The organism is Microbacterium sp. 2216-1 (assembly GCF_046507855.1).
GTDB lineage: Bacteria > Actinomycetota > Actinomycetes > Actinomycetales > Microbacteriaceae > Microbacterium > Microbacterium esteraromaticum_C.
Genome location: NZ_JBKFTM010000002.1, coordinates 245,459 through 270,420 on the forward strand (window position 1 = coordinate 245,459; position 24,962 = coordinate 270,420).

The following is a 24,962-nucleotide window of genomic DNA, read 5'->3' on the forward strand; positions in this document are numbered from 1 at the left end:
GTCAGTCTAGCCCGGGTGAATAGACTTTCCCTATGCACGAACACGGCTCCTCGCGCCGATCGCGCCGCGCAGCGCGCCGATCGCGCCCGAGGGCGACCTTCACGAGCGTCCTCGGTGAGCTGCTGCTGACGGCCGGCACGCTCGTGCTGCTGTTCGTCGCCTGGCAGATGTGGATCGGCGACATCATCATCGGCGCCGAGAACAACGCCAAGGGCGCCGAGCTGTCGCAGGAATGGGCGGCCGTTCCGGCCCCCGAACCGCCGCCCGCCATCGAGCAGGACGGCGAGCTTGTCTACGAGCCGCCCGTGCTGCCCCACCCGGACGACGCCGAGATCTTCGCGAACATGCTCATCCCCCGGTTCGGCGACGATTACAACGTGCACATCGCCGGCGGCACCAGCCGCGCCCGCACCCTCGACACGATCGGCATCGGGCTCTACGAGCAGTCGAAGATGCCCGGTGAGGTGGGCAACTTCTCACTGGCCGGTCATCGCACCACGTGGGGCATGCCGTTCAACAAGGTCGACAAGCTCAAGCTGGACGACGCGATCGTGGTCGAGACGCCCGAGGGCTGGTTCACGTACCGTTTCCGCACTCTCCAGTACGTCACGCCCACCCAGGTGGATGTGCTGCTGGACGTGCCCCAGATGCCCGAGCTCGACACCGACGAGCGCTACATCACCCTCACCGCGTGCTCACCGCTGTACTCGCTCGCCGAGCGCATCGTCGCCTACGGCGTGTTCGAGTCGTTCCAGCCGAGGGCCGAGGGCCCGCCGGCATCACTGGCATCGGTCGAGGCGGCGACGCCGTCGGCCGGAGCCGCACCGTCCGAAGGAGTCCGCTGATGTACGCCGCCCTGTGGCGCCTGCTGCCCGGCCCGTGGTGGGTGCGGCTGCTGATCGTGCTGATCGTGCTCGCCGCCGTGCTGTACGCCCTGTTCTTCCACGTCTTCCCGTGGGTGAGCCCGTACATCCTGCCCGAAGAGGTCGACCTGGCATGAGCGTGCGCGTGCTGGTCGTCGACAACCACGACAGCTTCGTGCACACCCTCATCGGATACCTGCGCGAACTTGGCGCGGACGTCACGATGGTCGAGGCCGATGCGTCCGACGCCGACTGGCCGGCGCTGCTCGGTGCACACGATGCGGTGATGATCTCACCCGGGCCCGGCACACCCGCCGACGCCGGTGCATCCGTCGCCGTCGTAAGGCTGGCGGCAGACCGGCGGATGCCCCTGCTCGGCGTCTGCCTCGGACACCAGGCGATCGGCGAGGCATTCGGTGCAACCGTGGCACGCGCCCCCGAACTGATGCACGGGATGGTGTCGCACGTCACCCACGACGGTTCGGCGCTGTTCACGGGCATCCGATCGCCCTTCGACGCCGGACGCTACCACTCGCTCGCTCTCGCGGATCTGCCGGCGACGCTGCGCGTCACCGCGCGCGCCGAGCACGGCACCGTGATGGCCGTCGCTCACGAGGAGCTACCGATCGTCGGCGTGCAGTTCCACCCCGAGAGCGTGCTTACCGAAAGCGGGCATCGGATGCTGCAGAACTGGCTGTCAGAGGTCGCCGCGCCGACTCACTCGCCGGCGACGCAGTGACGCAGCTCGACGGTCGAGTTGATCGGCACCTCGCCCGGGGCCTCTGACATCGAGACCACCACGCCCGGAACCTGACCGTCCGAGCACGTGCCCAACTCGACGGGCGCAGCCGTCAGGCCGAGCTTCTCGAGCTGGCGGGTGGCGGCATCCAGTGACCAGCCGGTCATGTCTTCGATGGTGACCCGGCCATTGGCGACCACGAGATCGACGACGGTGTCAGGAGCCACCTCTGCTTCGGGCTCGACGCTCGCGCTCAGCACGATTCCTGCCCCGGTGTCGGGGTCGTTCTGCTGCCGTACCGTGCCCAGGGTGAGGCCGGCATCGGTGAGCGCCTTGGTCGCGGCGTCTTGCGTGAGTCCCTCGATGCTCGGCATCGTCACGGTGTCGGCACCGGTGGAGACGTAGACGATCACGGTGGTGCCCTCGTCGACCTTCTCGCCGCCGGCGGGCTGCGTGCGGATCACATTGCCCTCGTCGACGTCGGTGCTCGCCTCATCACGCAGGTCGGCGATCAGACCCTCGTCCGTGAGCGCCTCTTCAGCCTCGCTCGAGGTCAGGTTCGCCACGCTCGGCACGGTCACCGTGGTGGTCGGCACCTCCTTCGGAGCACTCGCCAGACTGATCACCCAGAACAGCACCGAGATCAGCAGCACCGCCAGCAGAGCGACGCCGGCCCAGATCCATGCCACTGGAGGTCCGGACTGGGTGCGGGTCATGGTGGCATCCGTGCTCAGCTGACGCAGCGACCGCGCGGTCTCCTGGGCCTGGCGCGGACTGGGGCCGTACAGCTCGCTGGTCAGCGCCCCGATGTCCTTCTTGGTGGGTGCGTAGCCGGCGGCGACCTCCTTCAGCGCGGCCCGGAACGAGCTCGCGTCGGGAAAGCGCTGGTACGGGTCCTTCGCCAGAGCGCGCAGCACGATGGCATCCAAGACCCGAGGCAGGTCCTCGTTCAGCTCGCTCGGTGGCTCCGGCGTCTCGCTGACGTGCTGGTAGGCGACCGCCACCGGCGAGTCGCCGCGGAACGGCTGACGTCCGGTGAGCAGCTCGTAGAGCACCACGCCGGCGGAGTACAGGTCGGTGCGCGCATCGACCGACTCGCCCTTGGCCTGCTCGGGCGAGAAGTACGCTGCCGTGCCGATGATCTGCGTGGTCTCGGCGACCGTCGACGACGAGTCCGACACAGCACGCGCGATGCCGAAGTCCATCACCTTCACGGCGCCGGTGGTCGTCACCATCACGTTGCCCGGCTTGATGTCGCGGTGCACGACGCCGGCGCGGTGCGAGTAGTCGAGAGCCTCGAGGATGCCGTCGGTGTACCGGATGGCGTCGGCCACGGGCACCGGTCCGTCCGCGATCAGATCCTTCAGCAACGTGCCGTGCACGAGCTCCATGACGATGTACGGCTCTGCCTGGGCGCCCGGATCACCGGCGTCGTACACGCGCACGATAGACGGATGCGACATGCGCGACGCCGCCTGCGCCTCAAGACGGAATCGCGTGCGGAACGCGGCGTCACGAGCGAGATCGGGGTCGAGGATCTTGATCGCGACATCGCGCCCGAGGGTCAGGTCGTAGCCACGATGAACCTTCGCCATGCCGCCCTGGCCGATGACCTCGTCCACTCGGTAGCGGCCCGCGATGATGCGCGGCTCTGTCGACACAGATGACCCTCTCTCGGTGCTGGCTGATTCGCTAACAGGCTACCCGCCGATGGGGGGAATCACGGCGCCGGAGCTCTGCTCGCTGCCGCCCTCGTCGGCACCGCTATCATCGCCGCCGCCGTTGGGCGTCGCCTGAACGATCAGCACCTCCATCTGCGGAGAGCGGGGCGAGGGGCGCTCATCGCCGCAGAACGCGATGTACGATGCGGTCACCTGCTGACCCGCGGTGCTGTCGTCGATCGTGATCTCGGCGGTGCGCACGTTGGGGCGGAAGTTCTGCTCGGTGTCGCCGGTGTCGGTGAAGACGGCATTGGTCAGCTTGACCGAGTACGCAGAGAGCGCGGGCACACCACTCGGGCATTCGAAGTTGGTCCAGTTGAGGGTCACCGGCTCGCCTTCGACGGCGTCGCCGCTGAGGGTCGGTGCCGAGCCCGGTGCCGGGATCTCGACGGGGTCTGCGTACGTCGTGAGGGTGATCGTGGTGCCCTCGGGAACATTGCCCGTGTTGCTGACGCTCTGCACGCGGTTCTGCAGATCTGCCGACGGCGCGGGGGTGCTTCCTGCTTCGCAGACACCTTCCAGACCGTTCTCCTCGAGGATCGCCACTGCATCCGGGCAGGCCATGCCCACCAGGTTCAGATCGCCGACGTTGACCAGCGCCGCCGTGGGCGTATCAGACGGTGTGGGCTCTTCGGTGGGTGTCTCGGACTGCGAGGTCGGCGGCGTGGTCGGGACCTCGTCGCGGTCCTGCGGGTTGCCCAGCAGCGCCCACAGCGTGCCACCCAGCACGAGCACCAGCAGCACGATCAGCGCGATCAGCGGCCAGGTCCAGGGGCTGCGCTTCTTCTTCTCGGTCTCTTCGCCCTCCGCGGCTCCCTCAGTGGGAAGCTGCGCCGTGGTCGGCATGATGCGCGTGGCGTCGTCTGCACCGGTGAGCACCCGCGTGGCGTCGTCGAGCATGGCGGCACCGGCGGCCGCCGCGATGGCGGGCACGGCGATGGCGGCCGAGTTCAGATCGCCGCGGCGCAGCGCCTGCGCGGCCCGGGCGACGGTCGCGGCCGAGGACGGCCTGTCGGCGGGTTTCTTGGCGATCATCGCCATCACGAGGTTCTGTACCGGCTGCGGCACGGTCGCCGGCAGCGGAGGCGCTTGCTCGTTGATCTGCGCCATTGCGATCGCGACCTGCGACTCACCCGTGAACGGGCGCTTGCCGGCCAGGCTCTCGTACGCGACGATGCCGAGCGAATAGATGTCGGTCGCGGGCGACGCCGGGTGCCCCGACGCCTGCTCGGGCGACAGGTACTGCACCGTGCCCATGACCTGACCGGTGGCCGTCAGCGGCACCTGGTCGGCGATGCGTGCGATGCCGAAGTCGGTGATCTTCACACGTCCGTCGGGCGTGATCAGCAGGTTTCCCGGCTTGATGTCGCGGTGCACCAGCCCGGCCGCGTGCGCGGCCTGCAACGCCGCCGCGGTCTGCGCGACGATGTCGAGCGTCTTGTCGGCGCTCAGCGCACCATCGCGCTCGAGGATCGTCGACAGCGCCTCACCGGGCACGAGCTCCATGACGAGGTAGGCCGAGCCGTTCTCCTCGCCGTAATCGAAGACGCTGGCGATGCCTTCATGGTTGACCAGTGCGGCGTGGCGGGCCTCGGCGCGGAAGCGCTCGAGGAACCCGGGGTCGCCCATGTACTCGTCCTTGAGGATCTTGATCGCGACGGTGCGGCCGATGACGTGATCCGTCGCCTCCCACACCTCGCCCATGCCGCCGATCGCGATACGCGACAGCAGCTCGTAGCGTCCTCCGAACGACACACCCTGCGTCGGCCTCATCTGCCCAGCACCGCCTCTATGACCTTCTTCGCAATCGGGGCGGCGAGCTCATTGCCCGTTCCCGACTGACCCTTTCCACCGCCGTCTTCGACGAGGACCGCCACTGCGACCTGCGGATCATCCGCGGGCGCAAAACCTGTGAACCACAGCGTGTACGGTGCGTCTTCACCGTTCTGCGCTGTGCCTGTTTTTCCGGCGACATCGACGCCATCTATTCTTGCACCCGTCGCGGCTCCCGACTCGACGCCCTCGACCATCACCGCGGTCAACGCGGCGGCGTCCGCGGCGTTGAGCACCTGGTCGAATGCCTCGTCGGTGAACTGCTGGTGCACGGCGAAGTCGTCGCCGATGACGGCATCCGCCATGCGCGGCTTCATGACCGTTCCCGCATTGCCGACCCCGGCCGAGACCATCGCCATCTGCAGCGGCGTCGCGGTGACCTGGCCCTGTCCGAACCCGGTCAGAGCAGTCTCGGGCTCGTTCAGATCATCCGGATAGCTCGACGCCGTCGCTTCCAGCGGAATCTGGAACTCGGTGTTGAAGCCGAACTTCTCGGCGGTCTCACGGATCGCATCGTCGCCAAGCTCGACCGCCAGCTGTGCCATCGGAATGTTGCAGCTACGCTTGAGCGCCTCGGCGATGGTCGCGGTGTCCCCGGGCCCGCACGTGCCACCCCAAGCGTTGGAGATCTTCACGTCTGTGCCCGGCAGGGTGTACCGCGCAGGGTTCGGGAGCGTCGACTCCATGGTCCATTCGCCGGACGCCAGCGCTGCAGCGACCACGACGACCTTGAACGTCGAACCCGGCGGGTTCAGCTTGCCGGCGATGCCGCGGTTGTAGAGCGGCTTGGTGGGATCAGCGGCGAGTTCGTCGTGCGCGGCATTGACCGCCGCGGGGTCGTGCGCCGCGAGGACGTTCGTGTCGTACCCGGGGGTGGATGCCATCGCGAGCACGCGACCGGTGGCGGGCTCGATGGCGACGACGGCTCCCTGCAACCCGTCCAGGGCCTCGTAGGCCGCGCGCTGCGCACGGGCATCCAGCGTCAGCTCGACGCTGAGACCCTGCTGGGGCTGACCCGACAGGATCCGCTCGATCTCGCTGAAGAACCGGTTCGACCCGGTGCCCGAGAGATCGGCGTTGAAGGCGCTCTCGATACCCGTCGCCGAGTTCAGTGCGGGGTTGACGTAGCCGGTGACCGGCGCCCACATCATCGGGTCGGTGTAGACCCGCTGGTACTGGTAGCGGTCGGTCGACGGCACCGATGACGCGATCGCCGACCCGTCGACGATGATCGATCCGCGCTGGATCTGGAAGCTGTCCAGGCGCGTGCGGGTGTTCGCCGGGTTCTGGGCGAGGTTGTCGGCGTCGACGACCTGGATCCAGCTCGTGGCCAGGAACAGCGACAGGAACATCGCCAGCACGACGAAGCTCAGGCGGCGCAGCTCTTTCGTCATCCGTTCACCACCTCTCTCATCCGATCACGACCCTGGGTTGACGACGCACGGCATCGCTGATGCGCAGCAGCAGCGCCACGATCAACCAGTTCGCCACGAGCGACGAGCCACCGGCAGCGAGGAACGGCGTCGTCAGACCCGTCAGCGGGATCACCCGGGTGACACCGCCGACCATGATGAACACCTGCAACGCGATCGTGAACGACAGGCCGGTAGCGAGCAGCTTTCCGAAGTCGTCCTGGCCGGCCAGCCCGATGCGCAGTCCGCGGCTGACGAAGACCATGTAGAGGCACAGGATGGCGAACAGCCCGACGATGCCGAGCTCTTCGCCGAGACTCGGGATGATGTAGTCGCTGTGCGACAGGGGCGTGATGTGCGGCCGGCCCTGTCCCCACCCCGTGCCGATGAGCCCGCCGTGCGCGAGGCCGAAGATGCCCTCGACGAGCTGGTAGCTGCCGCCGTCGGCGGCGATCACATCGGGGTTGAACGCGTCGAGCCAGTTCGTGAAGCGACCCTGCACGTAGGCGAGCACCCGGGTCGCGAAGAACACGCCGACGGCGACACCCGCAAGGCCGATCAGCACCCAGCTGGTCTTGCCGGTCGCGACGTACAGCATGGCGATGAACATGCCGAAGATCAGCATTCCGGTGCCGAGGTCGCGCTGGGTGACGATGATCAGCAGCGAGATCAGCCAGACCACCAGCACCGGCCCGAGCTCGCGCATGCGCGGCCAGGTGATGCCGAGGAACTTCTTGCCCACCGAGCTGAGGCTCTCGCGGGTGCGCACGAGGTAACCGGCGAAGAAGATCGCCAGACAGATCTTTGCGAGCTCACCCGGCTGGAACGAGAACAGGCCACCGATCGACACCCACACATCGGCGTTCGCGCCCGTGGCGCCGAGCCCGGGGATGAACGGCAGGATCAGCAGCACGATGCCGGCCAGACCCGAGATGTACGTGTACCGGTACAGCACCCGGTAGTTGCGCAGCAGCACGACCAGGGCGATCGCCCCGGCGATCGAGATCGCGGTCCAGGCCAGCTGTTTGGTCGAGAACGCTTCCCAGCCGGTGTTGTTCTGGGCGATGTCGATGCGGTAGATCATCGCGATGCCCAGGCCGGTGAGCACCGTCGCGATCGGCAGCACGAACGGATCGGCATCGGAGGCGACGAAGCGCAGCACGATGTGCAGCGCGAAGACCAGTACGGCCAGTCCGCCGCCGATCGCCAGGATCATCGGATCGACGACGCCTAGGGCGCCCAGCTGCACCAGGGTCAGGGCCGAGCCGGCGATCGCGATCGCGAACAGCAGCAGCCAGAACTCGCGGTTGCGCTGCTTCTGCGGCATCCGAAGCTTCTTCAGCGCCTTCACGACGCTGGTGTCGGCACTCACGGCGGTCATGGTGTCGGCACCTCCGTGGGCAGGGGCGTCGCCGTCGGCGAGATGTCAGGAACCGGGGTCGCCTCGGGAACCGGGGCCAGCTCACTGGCCCGCAGTCGCTCGGTGATCGCGAGCGCGTCGGTGTACGAACGGGCGTTGATCGTGCGCTCGACCGAGGCGCGCTGGTACGAGGGAAGATCGGCGAGCAGGATGCCGGTGTCGTGCACCTCGGTCGACAGCGAGATCGGGCCGAGGTTCTGCTGCACACCGCGGAAGATCACGACGCTGTCGTCATCGGCGCCGACGAAGTAGCGCGTCTGCGTCCAGTTGTACGCCAGCATCCCAGCGCCGACGAGCGCGGCGATCGCGAGGAACAGCGCCACCAGCCATGCCGCGCGTCGACGACGCGCGCGACGGCGATCCTCTTCGATGATCTCCTCGAAGTAGTCGGAGTCGGGCTCGAAGTGGCTGGGCTCGTTGGCGGCCTGCCGCACCGGGTGCAGCCAGCTGCTGAGCGAGGGGCGCACGGTCGGCATCGGCAGATCCGACGGGTTGGACGCCGCTCCGACGATGGTGGGCGTGCCGGAAGAGAGCGGATGCGCGCCACCGACGTCGACGAGCACGACCGTGACGTTGTCGGGGGCGCCGCCGTCGAGCGCCTGCTTGAGTAGGTTGTCGGCCGTGCGGCCCGGGGCGAGGCCCAGTCCCATCGCCTTGGCGATGTGCTCGTCGTCGACGACACCGGACAGGCCGTCCGAGCACAGCAACCAGCGATCGCCCGGCCGGGTCGGCATGACGAACATGTCGAGGTCGGGCGCGATGTCCATGTCGCTGAGTACGCGCATCAGCACCGAACGGCGCGGGTGGTAGCGCGCTTCTTCGACGGTGATGCGGCCCGAGTCGACCAGGCGCTGGACGAACGTGTGGTCGGTGGTGATCTGGGTGAGCGCGTCGTCGCGGTACAGGTAGATGCGCGAGTCGCCGATATGCCCGATCACGGCGTAGTCGTCGACCATCACGATGGCGCTGAGCGTGGTGCCGAGGCCGGCGAGCTCAGGGCGCTCCTTCGACGCACGCACGAGGTCGGATGCCGCGCTGGTGGCCGCGGCCTGCAACGAGGCCTGGGCGTCGTCGGTGCTCGCGTAGGCCTGGTCGAGGCCCTCCATGCGGGCGATGGCCATGCTCGAGGCGACGTCGCCTCCGGCGTGCCCGCCCATGCCGTCGGCGACGACGAACAGGTTGGCGCCGGAGTAGCCGGAGTCCTGGTTGTTGGAGCGGACCTTCCCGGTGTGGGAGATCGCGGCGCTCGAGCCCTCGAAGACCATCGTGGTGCGCGCCCTTACGCTCGCAGCTCGAACGTTGTGGCGCCCACCTTGATGGGGGTGCCGAGGGCGACCTGCGTGGGGGTATCGCCGAGACGCTGGCCGGCGAGGAAGGTGCCGTTGGTCGAGCCGAGGTCCTGCAGGGTCCAGATGTCGCCCCGCTTCGAGAGGCGGGCGTGGTGGCTGGAGGTGTAGTCGTCTCGGATGACCAGGCCCGATTCGCTGGACCGGCCGATGGTCATCGAGTCGGCGGTGCCGAGGGGGACTTCGAGCCCCACCTTCGGTCCCGAGGTGATCACCAGCCGCGTCGCGACCTGCGCCGATGATGCGGTCGGGCGCGGTGCGGCAACCGGCGCGGATGCTACGGGCGCTGCGCCCGCTTCACCGGCCGGCATCTTGCGCACGCGCACGCCGAACAGGTCGGAACGCAGCGAGTAGACGACGCCGAAGACGAAGAACCACAGCATCACCAGGAAGCCGATGCGCAGCACTAGCAGCATCAGTTCACTCATCGGGTGCCCTCCTTGCTCGTGAGCGGGACGACACGGAAGGTCAGCTCGGTGCGACCGATGGTGAAGGTCGCATCGGGCGTCAGGGCGGCTTCGCGCACCTTCTGCCCCTCGAGCTTGGTGCCGTTGGTGGAGCCCAGATCGCGCAGCAGGGCGCGTTCGCCGTCCCAGAGGATCTCTGCGTGGCGCCGGCTGGAGCCGGCGTCGGCGATGGTCAGGTCGGCGTCGCTGCCGCGCCCGATCACGGTGCGCGCGCCGGCGAGCGGATGCTGTCGCCCGTCGATCTCGACGACACCCTGCCAGCTGACGCGGCTCTCGACGGAGCTGGAGTTCACGCGGACGGTGCCGGTCGCGATGCGGTCATCGGCCTCGATGGCGATCGAGAGCGGGCCGGCGAAACTGTATCCCTGCGTGCGGGCGTGCTTGGTCAGCAGAGCGTAGAGCTCGTCATGCAGTGCGCGGCCGAGGGATCGCATCCGCTCATCGTCTTCGGGGCTCAGGCGCACCAGGTAGTCGCTGGGGGTGATGATCCGATCGCGGCTGACCACCGCGGCCTTCGTGTCGGCCTCGCGGCGCAGGGCGGAGGCGATCTCGACCGGCTGGATGCCGCTGCGGAAGGTCTTGGCGAAGGCACCGTTGACGGCGCGTTCCAGACCCTTCTCAAAGCTGTCGAGTAGTCCCACGGGGTTCCTTTGGCATGCTGATCGGTCACGTCATCGTATCGGTGCGGCCTGAAAACGCGCCCCCGACGTTGCGCAGTCGTGAATCTCGCCCGCCCGTGTGACGCCCTCCTCCCCGTGAGAAACCACTTCCCGCATGAGAAACCACCCCGCACGTGGTGTTTCAGACGGGAAGTGGTTTCTCAGCGGGGGCGACGGGGCGACGGGGGTGACGGGGGGTGCGACGGGGGGTGTGCAAGAGCAGGGGGAGAACCGTGATATCTTTGGGAGGTTGGCTTCTGCGGAAGACAACATGCGCGAGTGGCGGAATAGGTAGACGCGCTGGCTTCAGGTGCCAGTGCCTGCAAGGGCGTGGGGGTTCAAGTCCCCCCTCGCGCACCACGGGAAAGAGGCCCGGATCTCAGGATCCGGGCCTCTCGTGTTTCCGCGCACCAGTCGGCCCCGCAACCGCGCAGGCACTCTTACGCGGGCCTCCTAGGCTCGAAGCATGGAGTCTGTTGAGCAGTCCTCGCGGACGGGTACGTCCCGCGGCATCGTCGTTCTCGTCGCCGGCACGGCGCTCGCCCTGTGGATCGTGCTCGGACGCTTCCTGTTCGGCGCCGGGGGTGACCTCGTCACCGCGTACCTGATGATCGGCGTCGTGGTCATCGTGCTGCACATCTTCATCGCCCGGGCCATCGCACGTACGGCCGACCGCGGGTTCACACTGCGCCCCTCGACGCGCGGCACTCTCATCGGCGCCTGGGCGTGCGGCATCCTTCTCGGTCTCACGATCCCCGACATCACACCCGACGGACTGCAGACCATCATCAGCGGCACCCGCCAACCCGCCCTCGACGTCGCCGTCGGCGTCGCCAACCCGGCGGGGATCATCATGATCGCCCTCACCATCACCGCTCTTGTTCTCGCGAGTCAGGACGCCAACGGGCCGCGCCCCACCGAAGACGAGTACTGACCCCGAAGGTGCCGTCGCACGTCGGTGCTTGACGACCGCGCTGACGACCTACTATGACGGTATGTCCCGCACAGAGGGTCGAGCCGCCGGCTTCGGCGATGCGGACAGCGGAGTGCCCGGCGATCCGGGCAAACGTGCAGCCCGCCCGCTGCACGTGCGGCGCGGGCGGATCGTCGACTACGTCTACTTCGTGGTCGCCACTCTCGCCGCGGTCTGGCTGGCCTGGTTGCTCGCCCGCGAGAGCCTCAGCTGGGGCTGGTGGCTGTTCCTCTTCTTCGTGCTCTTCTGGGCGCTGCTCGCCTACCTGCTGCTGCCGAGGCTGCACAGCATCCTCACCCGCATCTACGTGCCCGGGTACTTCATCGGGCGGGCGCGGACGAGCGACGGACTGCTCGGCGACCCCATCAACCTCGCGATCCGTGGCAGCCAGGCGCAGCTTGAGTCAGCGATGGCGGATGCCGGATGGACGCGCGCCGACCCGGTCACCGCGCGCACCAGCATGCGTATCGTCACGTCGACGCTGACGAGACGCAGCTACGACGAGGCGCCGGTCAGCCCGCTGCTGCTGTTCGGGCGGGTACAGGACCTCGCTTACCAGCAGGAGGTCGAGGGAAACCCGGCCAAGCGTCACCACGTGCGCTTCTGGCGCTGCCCGGAAGGGTGGCGGCTGCCGGGCGGAGGCGAGGCCGATTGGCTGGGGGCGGGTACCTTCGACCGCGCCGTGGGCTTCTCGCTGTTCACGCTGCAGATCACTCACAAGATCGACCGCGATACCGATGTGGAGCGCGACCACATCGTCTCCACGCTCGCGACGGCGTGCCCCGATGCGCAGGTCGACGTCATCCGCGACTTCTCCACCGGGTACCACTCCCGCAATGGCGGTGGCGACACGATCACGACCGACGGCGATCTGCCCATCGTCGACCTGCGGAACGTGCCGGCGCGCCCGGAGTTCGAGGCGGCTGGCGACGTGGTCGAGGAGGCCGCTGATCGACGTCCCGTCGCGATCACCCTCGGCGTGCTGCTGCTCGCGCTGCGGGCTGTCGCCGGGCTGCTGTTCATCGCCTCCATCGTCATCGGCTGGGATGCCTTCGTCGCCTCGCTGGTGGTCGATGTCGACGACGCCGACCTGGACGCTCAGGTCGTCGCGCAGACCGCCGCGATTGTCGTGATCCTGCTGGCCACGATCGGTGTGATCGCGCAGTTCGCACTCATCGGCCTGATCGATCGCGGCAGCAACTGGGCCCGCATCCTGGCGATGACGCTGAGTGTCATCTCGGTCGTCGTCTCGGCCATCGACTACTTCAACGGCGGTCCGCCGGTGAGCCTGCGCGCCAATCTGCTTGGGCTGCCGCTGGACATCCTCGTTCTGCTGGCGCTGTCGTCTGCCAGTGCCAGCGCGTGGACGCGGCGCATCCGCTATCTGCGTCTGCGTCGCTCGCACATGACAAGCCCGAAGGGGCATAGCGCGCGCGACGCATAGATGCGCTCCGCTAACGCCGCAGCCCCGCCACCAGCTCGTCGACGATCTCGGTACGCTGCTCGATGCTCATCGGCTTGCCGGGCACACCCGGTCGACGCTGGTCGGGACGCGGTCCGTCGAGCGGTCGGTACTGCACACCGGCGGCGGCGAGTCGGCGCAGGTGCACGTCGAGGCGCTCCGCGAAGTCGTCGAACGATCCAGGCTCTCCCCCGAGCCACAACCGCTCGGCGATCGCCGAGAGCCGGGGGAACATCGCGAAGTCGACCCGGTCGCGGGTGGGCAGATGCTCGGTCCACACGTTGGCCTGGCCGCCAACCGCCCCGTCGGGGATGCGCAGCGTGTAGGCGCGTTCGATCGGGAGCGGTGGACCCACTCTGATCGGCTCATCGACGGTATCGGCCTGCGGGTAGTCGAGGTACGCCTCGAGATCGGGGCATCCGATCACCGGGATGCCACGGCGCAGCGCCTCGGCCATCGCGACCGGCCCGCGCCAGGCGAGCAGCCGCACACCGTCCGGCACATCGCCTTCGAGCACCTCATCCCAGGCGAGGGCGGTGCGTCCGCGCGCGCGCACGTGGGCGACGAACGCGCGCGTGAACCAGGGCTGCACCTCGTGCACGGACGTGAGACCCAGCTGCAGCATCCGCTCTTGGGCAGCCGCGCTGGCGGTCCACTCCTGCGTCGACACCTCGTCGCCGCCGATTCCAATCCACTCACAGTCGAATATGCCGCAGAGGGCATCGATTGCCGCGTAGCCGAAATCGAGCGCCGCCTGGGTGGGTGCGAGCGTGCGGTGGTTGATCCCGAAGCGCTCCCACGCGCTGGTCGCCGGTTCGGAGACGTCGGTATTGCCGAGCTCGGGGTACGCGGCCAGTGCGGCCTGCACGTGCCCGGGCAGCTCGACTTCGGGTACGAGCGTGACGAACCGCTCGGCCGCATAGGCGACCAGCCCACGCAGTTCGTCCGCGGTGTAGAAGCCCTCGTGTCGCCCGGGCTGCACGGTGGCCTGCGGGCCGTGGCCGAGCTGCGTCGCCTCGCGCACCGCACCGATCTCGGTCAATCGGGGGTAGCCGGGCACTTCAAACCGCCACCCCTGATCGTCGGTGAGATGCAGGTGCAGCACGTTCAGGTGGTGCGCGGCGAGCAGGTCGATCAGACGGCGCACGTCGTCGACCGGACGGAAGTGCCGCGCCACGTCGAGCATCGCCCCGCGCCAGCCGAAGGCCGGCGCCCCCGTCCACGTGCCCGCCGGCAGCTCGGAGCCCACGGAGCTTTCCGGCGTGCAGAGCTGGCGCAGGGTCACCGCACCGCGGAAGACCCCCTCGGGTGTCGCCCCGACGACCTCGACGAGAGTCGGCGAGACGGTGATGCGGAACCCTTCGCGGTCGTCGCCGACGTCGTCGGTGACCCGCAGGGTGATCGACGGCCGCTGTGAACCATCGGAACCTTCGGCGCCGACCTGCAGCCAGTCGCCGAGCTGTCGGGCGATACCCGTCAGCTCGGCGTCCGCGACGATCGGTGTGTCGGCGCGCAGCACGAACATTCCGCGATCGGAATAGACCTCGTGCTGCACCGCGGGAACCGTCGCCAGGTAAGGGGGCAACGACGCCGGTAGCATCCGCCCCGGCTGGGAGCCGGTGAGAGCTCCGTCCGCGACGACCGGTACACCTGCGACGAGCACCTCGACGGGCGCAAGGTCGGTGCGCAGCCGCTCGGGTGCGAGGTCGGTGGGATCGAAGAGCACCAGGTCGGCGATCGCTCCGGCACGAATGACGCCGCGCGGCGCGTCGCCGAGGTCGAGCCCCAGACGCGCGGCGGGCTCTGCGGACGCCAGGCGCACGGCATCTTCGAGCGAAAGGCTGCCGCGCGGAGCCGCGGCACGCGCGTCGGAATCGTGCGCAGATCCGCTCGCAGCGACGTTCATCACGCCGGCGGCATGTACGCCCGACACAGTGGTCACACCCACCAGCGGTGACCCACCGGCGGCATCCTCAGCAATCAGGCCCGGCGCCAGCACGAGAGCGGTGCCGTCGATCTCGACGGTGCCGGGCGGCACGTCGAACGCATCCGTGGCATCCGTCCGAGAGATGGCGGCCACGCGCGCACCCTCGACCGCGACGTCGGCGACGTAGCGCTCGGCACCCGTGCCGTCGATCACCGAGACGCCGCGGTACACGCGCACGCGCCCCTCACTTGCCAGGCGTTCGCTCAGCAGCATCCCGTCACCTCCCCCATCGGAACATCGGTCGAGATCGGATGCGGGACGACGGAAGGCACGAAGCGCTCCCCCTTCTCGGTGCTGTGCGCCCGCCCGGTGGGCGGAGTTCGCTCCGCCCACCCTAGCGGGAGCCGCGGGGCTCAGTTCTGCTGGTACGCGATGGCGCGCATCATGCCCGATTCGCCGTGATAGACGTTGTGGCAGTGGGTCATCCAGCGCCCCGGGTTGTCGGCATCGAACTCGACGCGCAGCCGCTGCCCGGGCAGCACGATCGAGGTGTCTTTGCGGGGTCCACCACCGCTGTGCTGGTACGTGTGACCGTGCAGGTGCATCGGATGCCACATCATCGTCGTGTTGACGAACTCGAGGGCGACCCGCTCGCCGGCCGCGATGCCGATCGCATCGCGCATGGGCTGATCCATGTCCATGCGACGGCCGTTGATCCCCCAGTTGTAGCTCATCATCCCGCCGGTGAGTCGAAGCTCGATCGTCCGGTCGACGGCGCGCTCGGCAAGCCGAACGGCTTCAACGGCCCGCAGATCTGCCGCGGTCGCCGGTGTACGGGTGCGCGGCAGGCGGTCTTCGGCGCTCGGCACGGCCCCGGCTCCTGTGCGCAGGACAGCACGCGCCTGCTGTCCTTTGCCGAGCGCCTCGGCGATCACCGCGAACGCGCCGTCGGCGGCTGTGATCACGGCGTCGTAGCGTTCGCCCATGCCGAGCACGACGCTTTCGGCCGTGAACGGCTCGATGGGGAATCCATCGGTGTGGGTGAGGGTGAGCGGATGCCCGACGATGCCGAATCGGAAGGCGGTGTCGCCGCCGGTGTTGATGACGCGCAGGCGGATGCGCTGCCCCGGCGTCGCCGTGAACGTCTCGGGATCCTGGGGACCGCGTCCGTTGATCAGGTAGAGGGGGTAGTAGACGTCTCCGGCGTCCCCGCCGAGCAGATCCGATCCGGCGCCCATGAGCATGTGCCCCTGCCGCTGCGGCTCGTCGTCATCGTCGTCTACGCCGCCGTGACCCATCGCGCCGTGATCCATCCCCGCGCCCATACCCTGCGAGAGCTCGGCCAGCACCTCGTCGGGTGTGGACGTAACGCCGTCGAGCCAGTCATCGAGCACGATGATCCACTCGTGGTCGTAGTCACCGGGCTCGGCCGGGTCATCGATGATCAGAGGCGCATACAGGCCCCGATCGAACTGGGTCCCCGAGTGCGGGTGGAACCAGTACGTGCCCGGGTGTGAGAGGGCGAAATCGTAGGTGAACGTCTCGCCCGGGGCGATCGGCTGCTGGGTGAGGTGCGGCACACCGTCCATGTCGTTGCGCAGCGCGAGACCGTGCCAGTGCGCGGTCGTCGAATCGGGCAGGTCGTTGGTCAGCGTCACCTGCAGGCGATCGCCGACCGTGGCGCGGATCGGCTCGGTGGCCGAGGCGCCCCGGTAGGCCCAGGTGTCAGCCGTGGTGCCCCCGAGGTCGAGGGTCATCGGGGTCGCGGTGAGCGTGCGGCGCACGACGGTGCCGGTGACGCGCCGCGCGGCCTCGGCTTCGGTCACGGGAGCGCCGGTGGGAGGGATGAACGCGGATGCCGTCGGGCGCGGCGTGCATGCGGCGAGGCCGGCCGTGGCCAGGGTGAGAGCACCCAATGCGAGGAAGTGTCTGCGGTCGAGTGGGGAAGCCATGACAAGGATCTTTCGTGTCGGTGAGAGAGTGACGAGCGCACGGGGCGAGCCCGCGCAGACTCGACTCACGTGCGACTGATCGACAGTTCTTGTGGTGACAGTGCGGTGCGGCGGGGCGCGGAATGCGCGACGGCTTCTGCGGTGATGGTGTGCGGTGAGAGCCGCGGCATCGCGGACAGGGGCGGGTCGACCGCGGTCGGCGCGGCGGGACCTGCCGGCGCCGACAGGCACGGCGTGCCCTCATCGCCGTCGTCCGTCGGGCACGGCATCGGCGTGTGCGCCGCGTCTTCGGGTGCGTGCTCGACCGAGGCGGTGCTCGAGATGGAACCGGAGGCGTGCGCCGGTGCGGCCCCCGCCAGTGAGTGCATCGACAACAGCCCCGCGGCTACGAGGAGGGCGAGCACGACTGCCAGGGCACCGCGCGGTGCCCTGAGGCGGATTCGGACAGGAGCCCTCACGCCGCAGAGCATACCCCTCGGGGGTATGAATCGGCTCCCAATCGCAGCCCACGTGACATCCCCCAAAAGGTGGAGGCCGGATTCGACCGGTCGCCCGATGATTCCGGCGGCCGATCGGAGTGGAATCGTTGACATGCCGTCCTCTTCGTATCGCCCCCGCTTCTCCGACCGGCTCACGTCGCGACGCGGCGCTTGGCTCGCGCTCGGTCTTGCCCTGCTCGTGCTGACGCTCCTGTTCGGCGCGTTCAGCGGCGCGACAGCGCCGTCCGGCAACGCGCAGGCGCCGCAGGACTCGGAGTCGGCGCAGGCCGCCGACCTGATGGCGCAGTTCCCGAACGCGGACCGCCAGTCGGTGCTGGTCGTCGCGTCGCGGGACGACGGTGCAGAGCTGTCGGATGCTGATATCGCCGACCTCGAGGCCGTGCTGCCGGCTCTCGATGAGCACACCGAGGCACCATCGTCGGGTCCGATGATCAGCGACGACGGTCATGCCGCACTGCTGGTTGCGCCGATCGCGGTGGGCGAGAGCAACACCGAGAACGCGACGACCATTGAGGGGCTGCGCGATAGCATCCGCGAACATTCCCCGACCGGCATGAGTCTTCTCGTCACCGGCGGACCCGCATTCGGCGCCGACATCGCCGCGGCGTTCGACGGCGCCAACATCACCCTGCTGCTGGTGACCGTGCTGATCGTCGCGGTGCTGTTGATTATCACCTATCGCTCGCCGGTGCTGTGGCTCGTGCCCCTCATCGTCATCGCGCTCGCCGACGGCCTCGCCGGCCGGGTCACCGCCGCTGCCGCGTCGTTGTGGGACTTGCAGTTCGACGCCGGCATCGTCAGCGTGCTGGTGTTCGGCGCCGGAACCAACTACGCCCTGCTGTTGATCTCGCGCTATCGCGAAGAGCTGCTCACCGCTGATGATCATCGCAGGGCCCTCAGCGTGGCCTGGCGCCGGACGGCGCCGGCCATCCTGGCATCCAATGTCACGGTCGTGCTCGCCTTGCTCACGCTCGTGCTCGCGGTCACCCCGGGAACGCACGGGCTGGGCATCACATCGGCGATCGGTCTGCTCATCGCACTGGCCGCCGTTTTGCTGGTGCTGCCGCCGGCGCTGGCGATCTGCGGACGAGGCGTGTTCTGGCCCTTCGTCCCCCGGCCCGGGGTCGAACGCTCTCAGGGACGCGCGTGGCGTTCGGTGGCGACGCACGTCGTGCGTCGGCCCGCCCGCAGCCTGCTGGCGGGTCTGGCACTGCTCGCCGTGATGTCGGCAGGGCTGTGGGGTACCAACGTCGGGCTGGACCAGATCGAGAAGTTCCGTGTGCAGTCGGAGTCGGCCGCAGGTCTCGAGGTCGTCTCAGCCCACTTCGCCGGAGGTGAGGCGCAACCGATCTGGGTGGTCGCCGACGCCGAGCAGGCCGATGACGTCGTCGATGTCGCGGCCGCCGTGCCGGGTATCGTGCGCGCGCATCCGGTCGCATCGACTGAGGATGCCACCCTGACCAAGATCATGGTGACGAGCCAGTACGCGCCGAGCACGCCGCAGAGCCTCGAGCAGATCGGTGAGCTGCGCGCGGCGGTCCACGCCGTGCCGGGAGCGGATGCAGTCGTGGGCGGCGCTGTCGCCACCGATGTCGATGCCCGCGCCGGCAACACACAGGATCTGTGGGTCATCGCTCCCCTGGTGCTGGTCGTCAGTCTCATCGTGCTGCTGGTCTTGCTGCGCGCGGTGATGGCTCCTCTGCTGCTCATCGCGGTGAACGTGGCCAGTGCCCTCGCAGCGATCGGCGCGGGCGCCTGGCTGAGCCGCGTTCTGTTCGATCAGCAGTCGCTCGACCTGCAGGTGCCGCTGCTGTCGTTCCTCTTCCTGGTCGCCCTGGGTATCGACTACACGATCTTCTTGGTGCACCGGGCGCGTTCCGAGGGCGCGAGCCGGGGTACCAGGCAGGGCATGATCGAGGCCGTCACGCATACGGGTGGCGTCATCACCAGTGCGGGTATCGTGCTCGCCGCCGTGTTCGCCGCGCTCGGTGTGCTTCCGTTGGTCACTCTGGGGCAGCTCGGTCTCATCGTCGGTGTCGGTGTGGTGGTCGACACGCTCGTCGTGCGCACCGTGATCATCCCGGCGCTGTTCAGCGCACTCGGCGACCGCATCTGGTGGCCGGGGGCGCGACCAGCCGGGGCATCCAGCACCATCGCGGTGTCCGCAGACTCCGCCTCGGCGCCTGCGGAACGGCTCGATGGAGAGGCAGAATCGACCCATGAGCGTCGTGAGCGCATCGCTGAACCGTCCTGACCCGCCCGGTGCAGCGCACACCGCCGCACCGGGCACGGGTGCGGCGGTGCGGGCGATGGAGATCGGTCAGTACCTGATGGTGCTGCTGCTGACGGTCATCGGCGTCGTGCGGGCGGTCGGCGACGGAGTTGCGGTAGCGGTGGCGATCATCACGGGCGCCGCGATCATCGTCTGGCACGTCGCCGGGGCTGTTCTGCTCGCACGGGCACCCTCGCGGGCGCTGTCGATCGGGTGGCTGCTGGGCCTTGCCGCCGTGTGGGTGGGGGCCGTGGCGGTGTCCGCCGAGTTCGTCTGGCTTGCGTTCCTGCTGTGGCTGCTGGCCGGTCACCTGCTCTCGTTGCGGTGGGGTCTCGTGTTCTCGGGCGTGGTGCTGTCCGTGGTCGTCGTCGCGCCGATCCTGCACCACGGCACCACGACCTACGCCACCGTCTTCGGGCCGCTGATCGGTGGGGTGTTCGCGTTCGGGATCTCTCGGGGCTATCTGCAGCTGCTCAAGGACGCCGCCGAGCGTGAGCGCCTGGTCGCCTCGCTCACCCGAGCCCAGCACGAGATGGCCGAACTGCAGGACGAGCTCGCCGACGCGCAGCGCACGTCGGGGGCGATCGCCGAGCGCACCCGCATCTCGCGCGATATCCATGACACCGTCGCTCAAGAGATCTCCTCGATTCGACTACTCGCCCACGCGGCGATGGAACGCAGCGACGATCCGGACGCGATCCGCGCTCTCGCGCAGATCGAACAGCTCGCCGGCGAGAGCCAGTCCGACATCCGCCGTATCGTCGAGGCGCTCGCGCCCGCCGAACTCGATGACGACGCGCTCGCTGCTGCGCTGCGGCGGATGCTGGATCGCATGCACGCCGAGACCGGCCTGCAGACGGATCTGCACGTGGACGACACGCTTCCGGTGCTGCCGACTGAGGTCGAGGTGGCGCTGTTGCGGGTCGCGCAGTCGGGGCTGGCCAACGTGCGGCTGCATTCGCACGCGACCCGGGTGGTGATGAGCCTGATCGACGCCGAAGATGCCGTGCGCCTGGACATCATCGACGATGGCACCGGCTTCGATCTCGTCGCCTGGGAGGCGGATGCTGACGCCGGGGCATCCAGCTACGGACTGCGTTTCATGCGCGCCCGCTTGCGCGAGCTGGGCGGAGGGCTCGACATCGAGAGCACGCCGGGAGAGGGCACCGCGATCTCGGCGCACCTGCCCGTATCGACCTCGACGCGCAATCATGAGAGTCGAAGCCAGGAGGAGACCCCATGACGATCACCGTGCTTCTCGTCGACGACCACCCGGTCGTCCGCAGCGGCCTGCGCGCCGTGCTCGACGGTGACGCGTTGCGCGTCGTCGGTGAGGCTGCGACGGGGGAAGAAGCCGTGACGCTGGCGACGACGCTGACGCCCGATGTCGTCCTGTGCGATCTGCGCCTCGGTGCAGGGATGGACGGCATCCGCACCACCGTCGCGCTGCGCGCGCTCTCCCCCGCCCCTGTCGTCGTCATCCTCACCACGTTCGAGCGCGATGCCGAGATCCTCGGCGCGATCGAGGCGGGAGCCGCCGGGTATCTGCTCAAGGACGCCGCCCCCGAGGACATCGCCGAGGGCATCCGCCGCGCCGCCGCCGGAGAGACGGTGCTCTCCCCCGCACTGGCGGGCCGTGTGCTGCGCGGCATGCGCAACCCGCTCCCGCGGCTCACCGACCGTGAGATCGAGGTGCTGCGCCAGCTCGCCCAGGGGGCGGCGAACAAAGAGATCGCGCGCGAGCTCTTCGTCACTGAGGCGACGGTGAAGAGTCATCTCGCGCACATCTTCACCAAGCTCGGCGTCGACAGTCGTTCGCGGGCCGTGCACGTGGCACGCGAGACGGGGTTGATCTGAGCATGAGTGTTGATCTGAGCATGAGTGACGCACCCACACGGCGGGAATGGGTCGGCCTCGGCGTACTCGCTGTCGGCCTCGGGCTGATCGTGCTCGACGGCACGATCGTCGGTGTCGCCCTGCCGGCGATGATCAGCGACCTGGGCCTCGCCCTCACCGACGCGCAGTGGGTCAACAGCCTGTACGCCGTCGTGCTGGCTGCGCTGCTGCTGTCGACCGGCAAGCTCGCCGACCGCTGGGGCCGCAAACGGCTCTTCCTGGCCGGACTCGCCATCTTCATGGGGGGCAGTCTGCTCGCGGCGCTGTCGACCTCAGCCGGCCCGCTGATCGGCGCGCGGGCGGTGCAGGCCATCGGGGCCGCGCTGATCATGCCGTCGACGCTCTCGACCGTGAACGCGGTCTTCCGCGGCAGGTACCGCGCCGCGGCCTTCGGCGTCTGGGGCGCTGTCATCTCGGGCGCCGCGGCGATCGGGCCGCTCGCCGGCGGCGCACTGACCCAGTGGACGACGTGGCACTGGATCTTCTTGGTGAACCTGCCGCTGGGCGCGATCGTCTTCATCGCGGCCGTGCTCGCGGTTCCCGAGACGCGTGGCGGCACACCGCGACCGGGTGCCGATGTCGACGGCGCACTGCTGAGCGGAATCGGCTTCGGTGCCCTCGTGTTCGCGGTGATCGAGGGCCCGCAACTGGGGTGGTGGACGCCGCGGGGCGAGTTCACGCTCTTCGGATGGCGCTGGCCGTCGGATGCGCCGGTCTCGATCGTTCCGATCGCGCTCGCTGTCGCGGTGGTCGCGCTGACGCTGTTCGTGATCTGGGAACGGCACCGTGAGCGTGTGCGACGGTCGGCGCTACTCGATCTGCGACTGTTCACGTTCGCGACCTTCTCGTGGGGCAATGTCACCGCCGCCATGGTGGCGATCGGTGAGTTCGCGCTGCTGTTCGTGCTGCCGCTGTACCTGATCAACGCTGTGGGCCTCGATGTGATGGGGGCAGGTATCGTACTGGCCGCCATGGCGCTCGGGGCCTTCCTCTCGGGAGCGGCCGCGCGCCACCTCGCCGTGCGGTTCGGTGCGCCGGGGGTGGTGCTGATCGGACTGGGACTGGAGGTCACCGGCATCCTGGTGCTCGCTGTCGTGATCCATTCCGACACCGCCGGGTGGGCGATCGCGCTGCCCTTGGTCGCTTACGGACTCGGGCTGGGTCTCGCCTCGGCGCAGCTGACCGGAACGGTGCTGCGCGACATCCCCGTCGGAGTGTCGGGGCAGGCCTCTGCGACGCAGAGCACCGTGCGGCAGATCGGCTCGGCGCTCGGCACGGCGTTCTCAGGCGCCGCACTCGCGACCGCGCTGGCGGTCACGCTACCCGCGTCGCTGAGCGCCGCCGGCATCGGTGGCGCAGAGGCGGAACGGCTCGCGGATGCCACGCGGGAGTCGGCCGGGACCACGATCGCGCAGCTGCGCGCGCAGGGCGAGGCCGGTCCGCTCGGCGAGCGGACGTCGAGCGCTGTCGAGGCGCTGGCGAGCGGATTCGCGGATGCCACACGCTGGTCGATGCTGTTCGCGGCGATGTTCCTGGTGCTCGGTCTGATCGGTGCGCTGCGGCTGCGCGCCGCCGCACGGCGGTCGGAAGAGGGTTCCGCGGCCGCACTGGATGCTCGTCATGCGGCGGATGCCCGTCGTATGCCCGACGCGGAGATCCCCCCGGGCGCCTAGGCGTCCGGAGGGATCGTCGTCCGCGCTGCGGCGGGCGTAGGCGGCCTACTTGTTGAAGGCGTCCTTGATGTCATCGCCGACCTTCTTGGCATCCGCCTTGGCCTGGTCGAGCTTTCCCTCGGCCTTGAGCTTGTCATTGTCGGTCGCGTCGCCGATGCTCTCCTTCGCCTTGCCGACGAGCTTCTCGGCGTTGTGCTTGGCGTCGTCCATGGCTCCCATGTCGGGCTCCCTTCATCGTGGGCGGGGTCGCCGCCCGGCGTGATCTGACGTCGTCAGCGTCTCATCGGTGAGACGGGTGCTCAACGGGATTGACACACAGAGAGGTGCGCGTTAGGCGGGGTGCTCCTGCGCGGCTCGGAGGGAGACCGTTGCGGTACATCTCCCTCCGAGCCTGCAGCAACCCCATGTGGTCCTTCACGGGAGGGAGCGGAGTCCGTTGGCTCCGCGGGTTCCCTCCCTCACTGTGAAGGAGCATGCCCTGTCGTTCTCGCCGATCCCCGTCAGCGAAGGAAACTCCCCAGTATCCGAAGATCAGTGCATGCGGCTTGGTCTCTTCCCCAGTAGCGCCCCCAGAGAGCGTGGGATATCAACCGCGATCATCCTCTCACCGATCCGCCGATTTGTCCCCCTTTTGGGGGACAAATTTCGTCGAAACTGTGTATGCTGATCTCGACGCACCCTCCGGTCGTCTTCGGCCCTCATCGCTCCCCCCGCGATGAGGGCCATCACTTTTCTTGGGACGTGCGTCACCGTTTCGGACGTGTGCGGCGTCGAATCCGGATGCAACGTTTAGGTCACCATCTGCTGAGTGCTGTTGTCGGGCGGGTCGCCTGGGATAGCGTTAGCGCAGTCGGTGCATCCTGCGTCGGCATAGCAACAAGCAGAACGGCAGTAAATGAGCACCCAGGGCACGGTCAAGTGGTTCAACTCGGAGAAGGGCTTCGGCTTCATCTCCCCCGACGACGGAGGCGCCGACGTTTTCGCGCACTACTCCGCCATCCAGTCTTCCGGCTACCGCTCGCTCGACGAGAACCAGCGCGTTGAGTTCGATGTGGCGCAGGGCCCCAAGGGCCTGCAGGCTGAGAACATCCGCCCTCTCTGAGGCGTGATCGAACTCCCCGGCGGACGCTGACCCGGCATCCGCCGGGGAGTTCTGTGTTTTCGGAACGCTACCCCAGCAGCAGGGGCCGCAGATCGGCGGCGGTCGCGGCGGTCGCGATCGCGCCTTCCGCTTCGGCAGCGTCGCCGAAGCCCCATGCCGAGAAGATCACCGGGATGCCGTGTTCGGCGGCTCCGTCGATATCGTGATGGCGGTCGCCGATCAGTACCGGCCGAGAGACGTCCACCCCGGCTGCGGAGAGACGCTCCAGCGCCTGCGCGATGACGAACGCCTTGCCGTCATCGTTGCCCACCTGGCCGACCCGAGCTCCGGAGATCGCGGTGAACAACGGCGTCAGGGTGTAGTGGTCCAGGATCGCGCGCACCTGGTTCTCGGGCTTGGTGCTGGCCGTCGCCTGCGGAATGCCCGCCGCATGTACGGCGTGCAGCACGTCTTCGACGCCCGGATAGATGTCGACGGATGCCGCGTACCCGTCGGCTGCGGCCAGGGCGCGGTACCGCTTGACGGCCTCCTCGGCCTGTTCGCGGTCCATGCCGGCCAGCCGCTGGAACGATTCCAGCATCGGCGGGCCGATCCAGAGCGCCAGGGCCGCGGGGTCGGGCTGCGGACGGTCATAGGAGTCCAACACCAGACGCAGACGGGGAAGAATGCCGGCAGAGGCGTCGGCGATCGTGCCGTCGACGTCCCAGAGGATGCAGGTGTAGGGCGAGGTGGACATGAGCCCCAC

General features: G+C 68.6%; 22 protein-coding genes and 1 tRNA gene. 11 read left to right on the forward strand and 12 right to left on the reverse strand.

Annotated features, from left to right (window positions below; translation table 11 throughout):
- Window positions 1-32: 32 nt before the first annotated feature.
- Genes ACLD0U_RS09055 through ACLD0U_RS09065 form a run of 3 tightly spaced genes read left to right on the forward strand, consistent with a single transcriptional unit; the run spans window position 33 to window position 1,602 of the window.
- Window positions 33-845, forward strand: coding sequence for a class E sortase (locus ACLD0U_RS09055; protein ID WP_179409544.1), 813 nt, complete (start codon window positions 33-35; stop codon window positions 843-845).
- Window positions 845-1,000, forward strand: a complete 156-nt coding sequence (locus ACLD0U_RS09060) for a hypothetical protein (protein WP_179409543.1) — start codon at window positions 845-847, stop codon at window positions 998-1,000. Before ACLD0U_RS09055 ends, ACLD0U_RS09060 begins: the two co-directional genes overlap by 1 nt.
- Window positions 997-1,602, forward strand: a complete 606-nt coding sequence (locus ACLD0U_RS09065) for an anthranilate synthase component II (protein ID WP_179409542.1) — start codon at window positions 997-999, stop codon at window positions 1,600-1,602. Before ACLD0U_RS09060 ends, ACLD0U_RS09065 begins: the two co-directional genes overlap by 4 nt.
- Here the strand turns inward: ACLD0U_RS09065 and pknB are convergent.
- From pknB to ACLD0U_RS09100, 7 genes are read right to left on the reverse strand one after another with little or no spacing between them, the layout of a single operon-like run.
- Entirely contained in the window at window positions 1,581-3,263 is a 1,683-nt protein-coding gene (pknB, locus tag ACLD0U_RS09070; RefSeq protein WP_224818451.1) for a Stk1 family PASTA domain-containing Ser/Thr kinase, read from the reverse strand. The two genes, ACLD0U_RS09065 and pknB, sit on opposite strands and share 22 nt — an antisense overlap.
- 39 nt (window positions 3,264-3,302) lie before the next feature.
- A complete protein-coding gene (locus ACLD0U_RS09075; protein WP_410340417.1) occupies window positions 3,303-5,096 on the reverse strand; it encodes a serine/threonine-protein kinase in 1,794 nt (597 codons plus the stop codon).
- Window positions 5,093-6,550 (reverse strand): peptidoglycan D,D-transpeptidase FtsI family protein, encoded by a 1,458-nt coding sequence (locus ACLD0U_RS09080; RefSeq protein WP_410340418.1) that lies wholly within the window; start codon window positions 6,548-6,550, stop codon window positions 5,093-5,095. The genes ACLD0U_RS09075 and ACLD0U_RS09080 overlap by 4 nt, the downstream gene beginning before the upstream one ends.
- Window positions 6,551-6,566: 16 nt before the next feature.
- The gene (locus ACLD0U_RS09085) at window positions 6,567-7,949 is read right to left on the reverse strand and encodes an FtsW/RodA/SpoVE family cell cycle protein (protein ID WP_179409538.1); all 1,383 of its coding nucleotides are present in this window, start codon (window positions 7,947-7,949) and stop codon (window positions 6,567-6,569) included.
- Window positions 7,946-9,253 (reverse strand): PP2C family protein-serine/threonine phosphatase, encoded by a 1,308-nt coding sequence (locus ACLD0U_RS09090; RefSeq protein WP_222446593.1) that lies wholly within the window; start codon window positions 9,251-9,253, stop codon window positions 7,946-7,948. Before ACLD0U_RS09090 ends, ACLD0U_RS09085 begins: the two co-directional genes overlap by 4 nt.
- Before the next feature lie 14 nt (window positions 9,254-9,267).
- The gene (locus tag ACLD0U_RS09095; RefSeq protein ID WP_179409536.1) at window positions 9,268-9,762 is read right to left on the reverse strand and encodes an FHA domain-containing protein; all 495 of its coding nucleotides are present in this window, start codon (window positions 9,760-9,762) and stop codon (window positions 9,268-9,270) included.
- Complete coding sequence (locus ACLD0U_RS09100) at window positions 9,759-10,442, reverse strand: FhaA domain-containing protein (RefSeq protein WP_179409535.1); 684 nt, start codon at window positions 10,440-10,442, stop codon at window positions 9,759-9,761. Before ACLD0U_RS09100 ends, ACLD0U_RS09095 begins: the two co-directional genes overlap by 4 nt.
- A gap of 291 nt (window positions 10,443-10,733) precedes the next feature.
- Here ACLD0U_RS09100 and ACLD0U_RS09105 point away from each other — a divergent pair.
- From ACLD0U_RS09105 to ACLD0U_RS09115, 3 genes are all read left to right on the forward strand, one after another.
- A tRNA-Leu gene (locus ACLD0U_RS09105) sits at window positions 10,734-10,820 on the forward strand.
- Between the two features lie 106 nt (window positions 10,821-10,926).
- Complete coding sequence (locus ACLD0U_RS09110) at window positions 10,927-11,394, forward strand: hypothetical protein (protein WP_410340419.1); 468 nt, start codon at window positions 10,927-10,929, stop codon at window positions 11,392-11,394.
- A gap of 61 nt (window positions 11,395-11,455) precedes the next feature.
- On the forward strand, window positions 11,456-12,877 hold the full coding sequence (locus tag ACLD0U_RS09115; RefSeq protein ID WP_410340420.1) for an LssY C-terminal domain-containing protein: 1,422 nt from the start codon (window positions 11,456-11,458) through the stop codon (window positions 12,875-12,877).
- Between the two features lie 10 nt (window positions 12,878-12,887).
- On the opposite strand, the gene ACLD0U_RS09120 is transcribed toward ACLD0U_RS09115, so the two are convergent.
- The 3 genes from ACLD0U_RS09120 to ACLD0U_RS09130 form a co-directional block, all read right to left on the reverse strand.
- Window positions 12,888-15,095, reverse strand: a complete 2,208-nt coding sequence (locus ACLD0U_RS09120; RefSeq protein WP_410340421.1) for a family 20 glycosylhydrolase — start codon at window positions 15,093-15,095, stop codon at window positions 12,888-12,890.
- A gap of 140 nt (window positions 15,096-15,235) precedes the next feature.
- Window positions 15,236-16,774 carry a multicopper oxidase family protein gene (locus ACLD0U_RS09125; protein WP_410340422.1) on the reverse strand — a complete coding sequence of 513 codons (1,539 nt, stop codon included), beginning with the start codon at window positions 16,772-16,774 and terminating at the stop codon, window positions 15,236-15,238.
- Between the two features lie 65 nt (window positions 16,775-16,839).
- On the reverse strand, window positions 16,840-17,232 hold the full coding sequence (locus tag ACLD0U_RS09130; RefSeq protein WP_410340423.1) for a hypothetical protein: 393 nt from the start codon (window positions 17,230-17,232) through the stop codon (window positions 16,840-16,842).
- A gap of 133 nt (window positions 17,233-17,365) precedes the next feature.
- Here ACLD0U_RS09130 and ACLD0U_RS09135 point away from each other — a divergent pair, with 133 nt between their 5' ends.
- From ACLD0U_RS09135 to ACLD0U_RS09150, 4 genes are read left to right on the forward strand one after another with little or no spacing between them, the layout of a single operon-like run.
- Window positions 17,366-19,528, forward strand: a complete 2,163-nt coding sequence (locus tag ACLD0U_RS09135; RefSeq protein WP_410340424.1) for an MMPL family transporter — start codon at window positions 17,366-17,368, stop codon at window positions 19,526-19,528.
- Window positions 19,494-20,789 (forward strand): sensor histidine kinase, encoded by a 1,296-nt coding sequence (locus ACLD0U_RS09140; protein WP_410340425.1) that lies wholly within the window; start codon window positions 19,494-19,496, stop codon window positions 20,787-20,789. Before ACLD0U_RS09135 ends, ACLD0U_RS09140 begins: the two co-directional genes overlap by 35 nt.
- Complete coding sequence (locus ACLD0U_RS09145; protein ID WP_206821376.1) at window positions 20,786-21,403, forward strand: response regulator; 618 nt, start codon at window positions 20,786-20,788, stop codon at window positions 21,401-21,403. Before ACLD0U_RS09140 ends, ACLD0U_RS09145 begins: the two co-directional genes overlap by 4 nt.
- A 20-nt stretch (window positions 21,404-21,423) precedes the next feature.
- Window positions 21,424-23,115 carry an MFS transporter gene (locus ACLD0U_RS09150; protein ID WP_410340426.1) on the forward strand — a complete coding sequence of 564 codons (1,692 nt, stop codon included), beginning with the start codon at window positions 21,424-21,426 and terminating at the stop codon, window positions 23,113-23,115.
- A gap of 45 nt (window positions 23,116-23,160) precedes the next feature.
- On the opposite strand, the gene ACLD0U_RS09155 is transcribed toward ACLD0U_RS09150, so the two are convergent.
- Complete coding sequence (locus tag ACLD0U_RS09155; RefSeq protein ID WP_179409525.1) at window positions 23,161-23,334, reverse strand: CsbD family protein; 174 nt, start codon at window positions 23,332-23,334, stop codon at window positions 23,161-23,163.
- Between the two features lie 676 nt (window positions 23,335-24,010).
- On the opposite strand from ACLD0U_RS09155, the gene ACLD0U_RS09160 reads away from it, so the two are divergent.
- Entirely contained in the window at window positions 24,011-24,217 is a 207-nt protein-coding gene (locus ACLD0U_RS09160; protein WP_136034351.1) for a cold-shock protein, read from the forward strand.
- Between the two features lie 67 nt (window positions 24,218-24,284).
- Here ACLD0U_RS09160 and ACLD0U_RS09165 read toward each other — a convergent pair whose 3' ends face one another.
- Window positions 24,285-24,953: an HAD hydrolase-like protein gene (locus tag ACLD0U_RS09165; RefSeq protein ID WP_179409524.1), complete on the reverse strand. Its 669-nt coding sequence runs from the start codon at window positions 24,951-24,953 to the stop codon at window positions 24,285-24,287.
- Window positions 24,954-24,962 lie beyond the last annotated feature (9 nt).